The sequence below is a fragment of the Loktanella sp. S4079 genome, from assembly GCF_000967725.1.
Classification (GTDB): domain Bacteria; phylum Pseudomonadota; class Alphaproteobacteria; order Rhodobacterales; family Rhodobacteraceae; genus Yoonia.
On the sequence record NZ_JXYE01000002.1, the window covers coordinates 1,171,351 to 1,183,246 of the forward strand.

Consider the following 11,896-nt stretch of genomic DNA (forward strand, 5'->3'; position numbering starts at 1 on the left):
ACACAAAATAGCCACCAAATCTGGACAAATTTTATTCGATCCCCGCTTGATTTCGGCTTGTCGGCAAAATGTTGCGCATTACCAGTTGTCTTTGAACCATTTTACAGCACGTTTCAGCGATCTGGCAGGGTAACGATCGGCTGGAATCTCAAAATCCCACCACTCGTCCTGCGGGTTCGCCGCAAAAAGCGACAGACCAACCGCGCTCGAGAACGCCGGGCCAATCGCGGCCTGCGGCAGACCCTGCACACGCAACGGACGACCGAGCCGGACCTGCTGGCCCAAAATCTTGCTTGCGAGGCCATCAAGCCCCGGTATTTGGCTACCACCACCGGTCAGCACGATTTGCTGGCTGGGCAGATGCTCAAATCCGGCGGCGTCAAGCCGTGCGCGGACCTCTTCGAGAATTTCCTCAACACGTGGACGCATAATTCCGATTAACTCGGCACGGCTCACGGTGCGACGGTCATGTTCCCAATCGCCTGTCTCGCCGCCCGTTTCGATCATCTCGCGATCGTCCATACCGGTTGCGACGACACCACCATAAAAGGTCTTGATCCGTTCGGCCGTCGCCGCAGGGATCTGCAGGCCCATCGAAATATCAGAGGTCACATGATCGCCGCCCATGCGCACGGAATCCGCATAGATCATGTGCTTTTTCATAAAGACCGAAATGCCCGTAGACCCGCCACCAAGATCAATACAGGCCGCGCCCAATTCTTGCTCGTCCTCAACCAAAGACGACATGCCAGATACATAAGCCGAGGACGCCAAACCGGCGAGCTCAAGATCACAGCGTTTGATACAGTAGAACAGATTTTGGAGCGCAACCGAATCCACGGTCAACATGTGCATATCAGTCGTCAGACGGTTACCAATCTGGCCACGCGGATCAGCAAGCCCCGACCGATGATCCAGCGCAAAGTTCACTGGCTGCGCATGCAGAACCTCGCGATCACTACCGTAGTCAGGCACATCGCAATTCGCCATGACTTGGCTGATGTCTTGCTCTGTGACCATGCCCCCAGACACATCAAGAGCACCGTCCAACCCATATGACCGAGGCCGACCACCCGAAAGTGATGCGATCACGTGATCAACACGTACTTTGGCCATTTTCTGCGCTGCCTGTACGACAGTCCGAATAGCACGTTCAGTTTCTTGCATGGCTTCGATTTCGCCAAAGCGCACACCGCGTGACCGCGTTGTCGCAGCACCAATCACGCGAAATTGCGATTGGCCCGCCATTGAACCAACACCATCGACGCTTTTGAACTGTTCCGGGCCATCAAAGCGCAACACAAGGCAGGCAATTTTTGATGTGCCCACATCCAAAATTGCCACCACGCCGCGCTGCATTGCCGCTTTGCGCATTTGACGCATCGCGCGCTGATTATCGTATACGTCGCCCATTAGTTGCCTGCCCCATTGGTGGTTATATTTTCGTTGACCCGGCGCAATGCGGCCACGGCCTCTTCGTTCATACGCAGAGTTGGGCGCTGCGCGTTGCGCATATCCACCACAACGACATCTCTCTCGAGCATGTCTTGCGCGTCATTCAATGCGATCACCCGATCAAGCGCAGCGACGGCCCCCGTTGCGGGCAGCATGATCCGCTGATCACGATCCAGCACAATATCCCAGCGCCGTTCGCCCATACGGACCAACCCGCGAACACGTTCCTGCAAGGGCCCTGCCCCGGCATATAGCGCAAGCGCCTCAGCAATATGCTGTTCTGCGCCATCTCCCGCGATCAGTGGCAAATCCAACCGATCAGACCGTGACGTCACAGTGCCCGAAACAATACCGCCGCCGTCGATCAACCGCAGATCCGCCCCATCACGCCAAAGCGCGGCAGGCACACGCGGTGTCAACCGCACTTCAAGCGTCCCGGCAGCACCAACGCGCACGCTGGCAGATTGAACGGGGTCCAATGCCTCAATGGTGCGGCGCGTTTCTTCGAGATCCAGATCAAAAGACGACACAGGGTATTCTTTGGGAAGCAGATCGATCACCCGTGTCATGGTTTCCTGATCCGCGCCAGTGATGGTCATTGCCTTAACCATGAACTGTGGACGCTGCTGGAAACGCTGCTTGGTGCTTTCGATCTGCGCCATCAACGCAGCGCGATTTTCTGGTTGTGAAAAATGTGATCCCGCAATCGAAGCAATCAAAAGGATTGGCACGCCAATCCGCATGGTTGCCCGAAAGCCGGGCGTCAAAAGCAATCGCTGATACCGATAGCCCAATCGCGACGGCGCCGGATCATGTGGAACAGCCGCGGCTGGACGACGGATCAAACTTCGCATCCGCTCGCCTCCAGCACCCAAACCCCCGACGATGCAGAGGTTGATGCCAATGACTGACCTAGATCGGTCACGATTACTTCACATGTTTTGCCCCGCAAAGCTGCATCAGAATCGACTCCGAACGACGTCGCACCTGCCCGAGATGCAATCAGCCGATCCGTTACTCTCGCAACTTTGGGGTTTGCCCTGCTCGACATACCCACTCGCCTCTTTTGCGGATCTTTTGCGATCCGTCATTTATGTGATCCATTGTGGATCCAGCCGTTTTTCGGCCATTCAATTACTGCTGGCGTCACCCCTGCGTGTACCGACCCGCATAATTTCCCACTCTAGCGTAATCGCTTGCGAATCGTAAACCTTTTTCCGCACCTCTTCGCCCAAATCTTCGAGATCAGCGGCAGTCGCCCCACCCGCATTTGTTAAAAAGTTCGAGTGTTTCTCATTCATCACAGCGCCGCCGCGCGTCGCGCCACGCATTCCGGCGTTATCGATGACCTTCCATGCCTTTAGATCATGAACATCGTCTTCGCGTCCGGTCGATGAAAATCCAGCCGGGTTGCGAAATGTCGATCCCGCAGTTCGGTCCTTTGTCGGTTGGGTTTCATCGCGCTTTGCCAATTGGTCAGCCATGCGTTGCTCAAGGGTAGCCGGATCACCAGAAGGTGCCGAAAATTCCGCAGACACAATGATAGCGCCCTCGGGCAGGGTCGCGCTACGATAGGCAAATTGCAGATCATCAGCACAGAGCGTCACAAGCGATCCGTCACGCAAAACAACCTTAGCGGATTTCAGCACATCAGCCACGTAGGATCCGTAGCAACCTGCATTCATCCGAATTGCCCCACCAATCGTACCCGGGATCGTGCGTAAAAACGTCAGATCCCGCCCGACCTGTGCGGCCTTGCGCGCGACATGCGCATCTAACGCCGCAGCCCCCGCGACGACAGTCTCGCCTTCGGGATCAATGGAATTGAACCCGCGCCCAAGCCGAATGACGACGCCCCGAATACCGCCATCACGCACGATCAGGTTGCTACCCACCCCCATTGTAAACACAGGGATATCGTGTGGCAGCCCAGCGAGGAATTGCTGTAAATCATCAAGATCGGCGGGCTGGAACAGTACGTCCGCCGGGCCGCCAACGCGGAGCCATGTACGCTCGGCCAGTGATCGATCAAATGTCAGCGTGCCGCGCACCTGGGGGAGTTTATCTTGAATCTTTTTGCTCACGCTTGAACCATCCTACGCTTCCGCCAATCAGCAAGCCGATGCCGCTTGGCGCATTAATGCCATACAAACAGAGCCCAAGTCCAAGACTGCCCGCGACGACGGATTGCTGAATTCCAAAAATTACCGCGAGTGTAAAGCCCAACCAAATCAGCGCCAAAACGGTAAATGGCACGATCAGCCGCCCCTTCATGAATTTGTAACCCAGAACAAACCCAACGAGAAATAGAAGCGCTGGAACGATCAGGAGAAAATAGATTCCGTTATACATAACGACCTCAAGTATTTGAACGATGTTCAATTAAAGCTACATGAACGACGTTCACCGTCAAGAGGTAACCTTATCAACTACCCCGACGACGAAGCCACAAATAGAAATAGTAGATCGGCCACCGCACCACCGAGCAGCCGGACAGGAAAACAAAAAACGCAACCAATGGGTTAAACGCGATCCACACCCAAATCACCAATGGGATACCCAATGCGATCAGGATGTATGCGCGTGTCCAATGGTTATCTGTCGTCGGAAGCAGGCGCATCACAATCGCCATGACCCACCACAATCCTACGCAGATTAGGGCCATTATTTCGACAGCCGATCAGGCAGGCGGTTGGCCCATGTGCTAATTGTCCCCGCCCCGAGACAAACCACCATATCGCCAGGCTTGGCCTGCTCGCGGACGAGACGCTCTAGATCATCCTCGGACTCGACACTACGCGCGTGACGGTGGCCGTGACGGACCAGACCTGCAACCAAATCGTCACGCCCGGCACCGGGGATCGGATCTTCGCCAGCAGCGAAAATATCAGAGATACCAACCACATCAGCGTCATTGAAACATGCGCAGAAATCGTCAAAGTGATGCGATAGGCGACTATAACGATGCGGCTGATGCACCGCGATCACCCGCCCAGTGGTTGCCTGACAAGCGGCCTTGAGCACCGCAGCAATTTCGACAGGGTGATGGCCGTAGTCATCAATAATCGTAACGCCGTTGACTTCGCCAACTTTGGTAAAGCGGCGATTAACGCCCTTAAACCCCTTGAGCGCCGCGCGAATCTCATCACGTTTCATCCCAAGATGCCGCGCCACAGCGACGGCCGACAGTGCATTGGAAACGTTGTGGTCGCCCGGCATGGGCAGTTCACACCCTTCGATCAATGTGCCTTCGTCCTGAAGCGACACGTCAAAATGGGCGGTCCCCGCCTCATAGCGCAGATTGATCGCACGCACGTCCGCTTGGGCGTTAAAGCCAAAGGTCGTCACACGGCGATCCGTGATTTTCCCAACGAGCGCCTGAACGTCGGGGTCATCGGTACAGCATACCGCCAGTCCGTAGAACGGGATATTCGACACAAAATCATAGAAGCCCTTGTGCAGCGCCTCTTCGGTGCCCCAGTGCTCCATGTGTTCCGGGTCGATGTTCGTTACAATCGCAATAGTCGCGGGCAAACGGTTGAATGTGCCGTCGCTTTCGTCGGCTTCGACCACCATCCATTCCCCCTGCCCCATGCGCGCGTTCGAACCATAGGCATGGATGATACCACCGTTGATCACTGTCGGATCGATGCCGCCTTCATCAAGAAGGGCAGCAACCATAGTGGTAGTAGTCGTTTTACCGTGTGTCCCAGCCACGGCGATATTGGACTTCAGGCGCATCAGTTCGGCCAGCATTTCGGCACGGCGCACCACAGGCAGCCCCTTGGCACGCGCGGCGTCAAGTTCGGGGTTACCCGGCTTAATAGCAGAGGAGATCACGATGACCTCGGCACCTTCTAGGTTCTCTGCGCGCTGCCCTTCGAAAACCGTTGCCCCAAGTGTCGTCAAACGGTCCGTGATCTTAGAACTTTTGAGATCAGACCCTTGCACCGTATAGCCATGGTTTATCAAAACCTCGGCGATGCCAGACATCCCAATGCCACCAATCCCAACAAAGTGGATTGGCCCGACATCCATCGGCAATTTTGTCGCTGCAGCGTTCATCGCAATCTTTCCGTTATTTTTCGGCCGGTTCGGCCAATTCTTCAACAAGCTGGACCAGCCGCTCGGTTGCGTCTGGGACACTGCATTCGACGGCAGCCTGGGACATTTTCATCATGCCCGCTTCGTCCGAGAGCAGCTTTTCCAACATCGCAGTCAGCGGAGCCACTTCGAATTCGGCTTCGGTCATCATGACTGCGGCACCGGTTTCGACCAATTGCCGCGCATTTGCTGTTTGCTCATCGCGGATCGCACTGGCCAAGGGCACCCAGATCGCAGGGCGGCCAATGATGCTCACGTCGGCGACTGTCGAAGCACCAGAGCGCGAAATCACCAACTGTGCTTCGGCCATGCGATCAGGCACATCCGCAAAGAACGTTTGCACCTCTGCGGTGATCATCTCTGCTTCGTAATAGTTTGTCACCCGCTCCAAGTCTTCATCGCGGGCCTGATGGCTCACACGTACGTTGCGGCGAATATGCTCTGGCAAGGCGGCGATTGCAGGTGGCGCAATGTCTGACATGATCCGCGCACCTTGGCTTCCGCCCAGCACAACAACAGACATCGGATAATCACCCGGCGCGATATACGGCGCACCAGCACGATCCAACACGGCAGAACGCACGGGGTTTCCTGTATGCACGCCCTCAACCCCATTGGGCAGGGCCGTTGGCCATGTTCCGCAGGCGACCTTGTTCACGCGTTTTGCAAAGAGCTGGTTCACCCGCCCCAAGACGCCGTTTTGCTCGTGGATCATACGCGGAACCCGCAGCGCCCACGCCGCCGCCATAGCAGGAATGGCCGGGTATCCACCAAATCCAACAACTACAGCAGGACGGTCAAACAGCATCTTCCACTTTGCCGCAGCGATGCCGCCCAAAATCCGAAACGGCACGGCAAGTTTCTGCAAAATGCCGCCACGCGCAAACGTCGCACTACCCACAACGCTAATTTCCACGTCCTCTGGAAAGCCCGACGTATAACGGGCACCACGCGCATCCGTCGAAAGGCGCACACGCCACCCTTTTGCCAGCATCGCTTCGGCCAAGGCCTGCGCGGGGAACATGTGCCCCCCGGTTCCACCCGCGGCAATAATCAAAAGAGGTGCGGTCATCGATTGGCCCTACGTCGCAAAATATCTTCCATCTTTCCTTGTGGGCGCGAACGCGTAAATGCAAGCAACATTCCCACGGTAATGCCCCCCGCAATAAGCGACGATCCGCCGTAAGAAACAAATGGCAAGGTCATCCCCTTCGCTGGCAACAACCGCACAGCAACCCCCATATTGATCATCGCCTGCACACCAAAAACACAAGCCAACCCGGTCCCCGCAAGCCGAATAAAGGGATCGCGCTCTTTCATCAGGCGTAGCAATGAACGCACTACGATTAAACTATAAAGCGCAATAATCACCAGGACACAGATCAGCCCATATTCCTCGGCAGCGACCGCAATGATGAAATCAGTGTGCGCATCTGGCAAAGACCATTTTACCTGCCCTTCACCGACACCCACACCGAAAAAACCGCCCTCGCGGATTGCGTTAGTCGCGTATCCCAACTGTGTTGTTGGGTCCAAATCAGGCGACAAAAACCCGTCAATCCGGCGGGCAAAATGTTCAGAACTGTTGTACGCAACCGTTCCCCCCAAAACGACGAGCCCAGCTAACACCAACAAGAGCAACATCGGCGCGCCTGCGACGAAATACATCACGCCCCATGAAAACAGGATCAAGCAAGCCTGCCCAAAGTCAGGCTGCATGGCCAGGATCAAAACGATCACAACTGTCATGACAAAGGAATATGCTTTTCCGGGTGGGCCGCCCAACTGCTGCGACGCCGACAACATCCACGCGGCCATCACAATAAACCCGGGCTTAAGAAACTCCGAAGGCTGTACTGACGCAAAGCCCAGCGAGTACCAGCGGGTCGCCCCCTTGCCAAAGTCGGTCCCCAACACAGGTAGCATCACCAGCGCAGCAAAGGCGCCGACAAAACCAATCACGGCCAACCGTCGCACGAGTGTCGGAGACATCATCGACACAGTAAACATGACAATCATCGCCATGCCGCCAAAAATCGCCTGCCGCGTCACATAGTGAAATGGATCAAGTCCGTTCTTCGCAGCCAAGGGCGGCGAAGAGGCAAGCCCCAACAACAGCCCCACCCCGAACAAAATCAGGATGCTGGACAATGTCCATTTGTCGATTGTTCGCCACCACCTTGGAAGAACGGGATCGCCAGATCGCACCGGGACCGCCCCATAGACCATTTCCGTCATGGATTACCACCTTACTGCCTCAACTGCCCGTTTGCCGGGTCTAAGGGCAGCATAGCTAGCATTTGTGACTGATTCTATAGAAAATTGTCGCGCTGATTTAGACGGCGTGACTGAGATCAAATTTTGCAAAATTTGATCGCGCTTGCATGACGGCGCGTTCCACGGCACATCACCAGAATGAAGGTAAATACTCTGATAATTGGCGCTGGCGCGGCTGGCATGATGTGCGCGGCTCACGCTGGGCCAGATACGCTTGTCGTGGATCACGCCAAAGCCCCCGGCGAGAAAATCCGCATTTCCGGCGGCGGCCGCTGCAACTTTACGAATTTGCATGCCAGTCCGGCCAACTTTATTAGCCAAAACAAACACTTCTGCAAATCCGCGCTCAAACGGTATACGCAGTGGGATTTTATCGCGCTGGTCGATCAGTATCGGATCGCATGGCATGAAAAGACGCTTGGTCAACTGTTCTGCGATGACACAGCTAAGGATATCGTCGCCATGCTACGCGCCGAAATGGACAAAGCCGGCGCCAAGCTCTGGCTACACACCACGATCAGCAATATCCGTCATGACGGCACAAACTTTCGCACGGAACTCTCGCGTGACGGGCGCCTGACCGAAGTCATCGCGACAAATCTTGTCGTGGCATCGGGCGGCAAATCCATTCCCAAAATGGGCGCGACCGGTCTTGCCTATCAAATCGCCGAACAGTTTGACCTGCCCATAATTGAAACACGTCCCGGTCTCGTACCCTTCACCTTTGGCGAAGATCGCTTCAAACCGCTCGCCGGGGTCGCCCTGCCCGCTCGTGTCAGCGCAAATGACACGAGCTTTGACGAAGCGATCCTCTTTACCCATCGCGGACTTTCCGGCCCGGCTGTCTTGCAGGCGTCCTCTTATTGGAATGAAGGCAACGAAATAACCGTAAATCTGGATCCAAAATCTGACCTGCTGGAATTACTGAAATCAGCGCGTAAAACCCAAGGTAAAAAGGCGCTAACAACGGTCATGTCTCAGCATATTCCCGGCCGTTTGGTTGAATTCCTCGCCGACGATCTTCTGCTCTCTGGCAACATCGCCGATCAGAGCGACACGCGGCTCAGCGAAATTACAGACCAGCTTTCACAATGGCATCTGAAGCCCTCAGGCACCGAAGGCTACCGCACAGCTGAAGTCACACTCGGCGGGGTCGACACAGACGCATTGTCGTCAAAAACAATGGGCGCAAGATCCGTCCGCGGTCTCTATTTCATCGGCGAAGCTGTCGACGTCACAGGCTGGCTAGGCGGATACAACTTCCAATGGGCATGGTCATCTGGCTGGGCAGCGGGGCAAGCGATCAAGGCAACCACGAATGAATAAATAGGTCTAGAAAAAGAAGACGGAGTTTAGAAATGGTATATCATATTTCTGGAGGTGCGCCTGATCCTAAACTGGCTGGCATCCTGACCGAGGTGCTTATTCCAGTTGATGGTGACTTTGATAAAGTCGAATTGATCGACCCAAGCCAAGATGGCCGATGGGGTGTTAGTTTTGGCATGGGGTGGAGCGGCCGGCCTATCGACACGACGCATATGCCTACGCGCTTGCGACGCAAAGGTAATGAAGAGTTTCCATTTTATGAGGTGTTTGAGGCATGGGGCAAGGGCTTACTTGTCACAGAGACGTTCAAACAAATCGTAGAACGTTTCGAACCAGATGTGCATCAATTTCTTCCTGTTGACATAGAGCAGGGGGGGCAAAGTGATCGCAAAGCGATATTTTCTCTACATTTGCAATCGCCTTAATACGTTGGCGAAGGATGCCTGTATTCCGCCTGTCGGTGACGATGAACACTACATGCCAAGCTACGATGGCAATGACAAAATGGTATTTTCCACACAAAAAATAGGCAGCTGCCATGCGTGGCACGATAAATACACGATCGGGCGCTTCATTTCAGATGAATTATTTACTGCGTTGGCCGAACAGAATTTTCTGGGCATGGGGCACCAGAAATTCGACCAAGTCTAGCTCTGCAACTGTATGACAACGAAAGCCAATCATCGTACAATCGCACGCATCATGAACCCCGCGACGAACCGACCAAATGGCCGACCCGAGAGCCACACACGCTATGCAACACCACTGTACTTTGCGGGATGGCATGTTTTAGGTGAACCTTAGGATGTCGAGTCTTGCACGCAGGCGATAAAATCCTCTCCCCGTTTCTCAAAGCTGTCGTATTGATCAAACGACGCCGCCGCAGGCGCGAGCAGCACGACATCCCCCGGCTGTGCGTCAGCAGCGGCACTGGATACAGCGGCCGCCATGGTGCCAGACACTTCGGCCTCTGCTCCGCTTAGTTGACGCGCGAACTCCTCGGCTTCACGACCGATCACATAGGCTTTGGCGACGTTGCCAAGCTGCGGCAGCAGCGCGTCCAAACCGCCTTCTTTTTGTAGCCCGCCGCAGATCCAGCGGATCTTTGTAAATGCTTGCAATGCCTTAGCAGCGCTATCAACGTTGGTCGCCTTGCTGTCGTTCACATAGCGCACGCCGTTATGTTCGGCGACCAATTGCGACCGATGCGGCAGTCCCGGATAGCTGTGCATCGCGGCCTCGATCCCCTTCGGGCCAAGCCCTAGACTACGGCAAACCGCATAGGCGGCGCAGGCGTTTTGGTGGTTATGCGCACCGGGTAGTCCCGGCACATTACGCAGATCAATAGAGGCAACCTGCCGCCCCTTGCGCATTTCAGACAGGAATCCTTTGCGCGCCGAAACGGCCCATCCATCCGTCAGCTTGCGCCCGGATGAAATCTGGATGACGCGATCATCCCCTGCCCCTTCAATCAATTGATTGGCAAGATAGCGGCCCTCGACCTCATCGACGCCAATGATCGCCCGATCCGGCCCACCTTCGGCAAACAAACGACGCTTGGCCGCAAAATATCCACCCAGCCCCGCGTGACGATCCAAATGATCGGGCGACAAGTTCGTCAAAACTGCAATATCGGGCGTCAACGACCGCGCTAGATCGGTTTGATAGGACGAAAGCTCCAGCACGACGACCTCTCCGTCATGCGCCGGTTCGATATCAAGAACGCCGCGACCGATATTCCCCGCCAATTGCGCAGGCCGGCCGTTTTCAATCAAGATATGATGAATAAGCGCCGACGTCGTGGACTTTCCGTTCGACCCAGTCACAGCAACGACGCGTGGAGATACGTCAAAGTTCCCCCAATCCGATGTGGCAAACGATTGGAAAAACAGCCCAATATCGTTATCTACCGGAACAGCAGCATCCCATGCAGTGGCAATCACAGCATTGGGCTGCGGATACAGATGCGGGATGCCGGGGCTGACGATCAACTTAACGATGCCATCAAACGCGCCGTTTTTCGTCAAATCTAGAACAGTAAGGCCAGCCTCAGCTGCTGCCTCGCGCGCGGGAACGCTGTCGTCCCAAACTACCACTTCAGCGCCACCTGCAACCAATGCCGCAGCGGTCGCACGCCCCGAACGGCCAAGACCCAAGACCGCAACGGTTTGACCAACATAGCCCTGAACTGGAATCATCTTTGCCTCACTGCATATTTGCGCAGACATTGCCCCGACAGGCACATTGGACGCAAGAGCAACGGCTAGACCTTCACCCAATTTGGAAACGAACCTTCCATGTATACGAGTGTTCAACTATTTAGGTGTAGCACCCCCGAACAAGTAGCGTATTTATCTGCCTGATGAACGTCTAGGCGAACTTAGGCGCTCGCGCCTCAACCACGCAATCCGGATCAGCCACGATCCAAACCAGCGGGTCGCTTTGGTTTCGAAGGTCATTTACAAAGGCCGGGATGAAACAGACAGAACCAAAGCATATTGCTTAAGTTTCCGCGAACCGCATGCACGGGACCTCTGGACAAATCTAGAAGGGAATGAATGGTGCGGTCGGGGGGACTCGAACCCCCACGAGTGTTACCTCACAGCGACCTCAACGCTGCGCGTCTACCAATTCCGCCACGACCGCAAGTCATTAGCTGCCGCGCTTCTAGTCGAGCGATGCCCCCTTGCCAAGAGGCAAAACGCATTGTTTTACCCGCAATCGAAACTGGGGG

The 11,896-nt window shown here is 55.3% G+C and carries 13 protein-coding genes and 1 tRNA gene; 3 read left to right on the forward strand and 11 right to left on the reverse strand.

Going from position 1 to position 11,896, the window contains the following annotated elements:
* Positions 1–78: 78 nt before the first annotated feature.
* From ftsA to ftsW, 9 genes are all read right to left on the reverse strand, one after another.
* Complete coding sequence (gene ftsA / locus TW80_RS06950) at positions 79–1,413, reverse strand: cell division protein FtsA (protein ID WP_045996529.1); 1,335 nt, start codon at positions 1,411–1,413, stop codon at positions 79–81.
* On the reverse strand, positions 1,413–2,309 hold the full coding sequence (locus tag TW80_RS06955; RefSeq protein WP_045996530.1) for a cell division protein FtsQ/DivIB: 897 nt from the start codon (positions 2,307–2,309) through the stop codon (positions 1,413–1,415). Before TW80_RS06955 ends, ftsA begins: the two co-directional genes overlap by 1 nt.
* Positions 2,297–2,506, reverse strand: a complete 210-nt coding sequence (locus TW80_RS18040) for a hypothetical protein (RefSeq protein WP_157033220.1) — start codon at positions 2,504–2,506, stop codon at positions 2,297–2,299. Before TW80_RS18040 ends, TW80_RS06955 begins: the two co-directional genes overlap by 13 nt.
* A gap of 79 nt (positions 2,507–2,585) precedes the next feature.
* Positions 2,586–3,539, reverse strand: coding sequence for a UDP-N-acetylmuramate dehydrogenase (gene murB / locus TW80_RS06960; protein WP_239450498.1), 954 nt, complete (start codon positions 3,537–3,539; stop codon positions 2,586–2,588).
* Complete coding sequence (locus tag TW80_RS06965) at positions 3,517–3,807, reverse strand: hypothetical protein (protein WP_045996531.1); 291 nt, start codon at positions 3,805–3,807, stop codon at positions 3,517–3,519. Before TW80_RS06965 ends, murB begins: the two co-directional genes overlap by 23 nt.
* 73 nt (positions 3,808–3,880) lie before the next feature.
* Positions 3,881–4,120, reverse strand: coding sequence for a DUF2484 family protein (locus tag TW80_RS06970; protein ID WP_045996532.1), 240 nt, complete (start codon positions 4,118–4,120; stop codon positions 3,881–3,883).
* The gene (murC, locus tag TW80_RS06975) at positions 4,120–5,520 is read right to left on the reverse strand and encodes a UDP-N-acetylmuramate--L-alanine ligase (protein ID WP_045996533.1); all 1,401 of its coding nucleotides are present in this window, start codon (positions 5,518–5,520) and stop codon (positions 4,120–4,122) included. Before murC ends, TW80_RS06970 begins: the two co-directional genes overlap by 1 nt.
* A gap of 13 nt (positions 5,521–5,533) precedes the next feature.
* Positions 5,534–6,631: a UDP-N-acetylglucosamine--N-acetylmuramyl-(pentapeptide) pyrophosphoryl-undecaprenol N-acetylglucosamine transferase gene (locus TW80_RS06980; protein ID WP_045996534.1), complete on the reverse strand. Its 1,098-nt coding sequence runs from the start codon at positions 6,629–6,631 to the stop codon at positions 5,534–5,536.
* Positions 6,628–7,797, reverse strand: coding sequence for a putative lipid II flippase FtsW (gene ftsW / locus TW80_RS06985; RefSeq protein WP_045996535.1), 1,170 nt, complete (start codon positions 7,795–7,797; stop codon positions 6,628–6,630). The genes TW80_RS06980 and ftsW overlap by 4 nt, the downstream gene beginning before the upstream one ends.
* A gap of 177 nt (positions 7,798–7,974) precedes the next feature.
* On the opposite strand from ftsW, the gene TW80_RS06990 reads away from it, so the two are divergent.
* From TW80_RS06990 to TW80_RS18515, 3 genes are read left to right on the forward strand one after another with little or no spacing between them, the layout of a single operon-like run.
* The gene (locus TW80_RS06990; RefSeq protein ID WP_045996536.1) at positions 7,975–9,162 is read left to right on the forward strand and encodes an NAD(P)/FAD-dependent oxidoreductase; all 1,188 of its coding nucleotides are present in this window, start codon (positions 7,975–7,977) and stop codon (positions 9,160–9,162) included.
* 32 nt (positions 9,163–9,194) lie between these two features.
* Positions 9,195–9,587 (forward strand): imm11 family protein, encoded by a 393-nt coding sequence (locus TW80_RS06995; RefSeq protein ID WP_045996537.1) that lies wholly within the window; start codon positions 9,195–9,197, stop codon positions 9,585–9,587.
* Positions 9,544–9,813, forward strand: a complete 270-nt coding sequence (locus TW80_RS18515) for an imm11 family protein (RefSeq protein ID WP_342585893.1) — start codon at positions 9,544–9,546, stop codon at positions 9,811–9,813. The genes TW80_RS06995 and TW80_RS18515 overlap by 44 nt, the downstream gene beginning before the upstream one ends.
* A 149-nt stretch (positions 9,814–9,962) precedes the next feature.
* Here the strand turns inward: TW80_RS18515 and murD are convergent, their stop codons facing one another.
* Both murD and TW80_RS07010 read right to left on the reverse strand, forming a co-directional pair.
* A complete protein-coding gene (gene murD / locus TW80_RS07005) occupies positions 9,963–11,360 on the reverse strand; it encodes a UDP-N-acetylmuramoyl-L-alanine--D-glutamate ligase (protein WP_045996539.1) in 1,398 nt (465 codons plus the stop codon).
* A 361-nt stretch (positions 11,361–11,721) separates the two neighbouring features.
* Positions 11,722–11,808: transfer RNA gene (locus tag TW80_RS07010), tRNA-Leu, on the reverse strand.
* Positions 11,809–11,896: the final 88 nt, after the last annotated feature.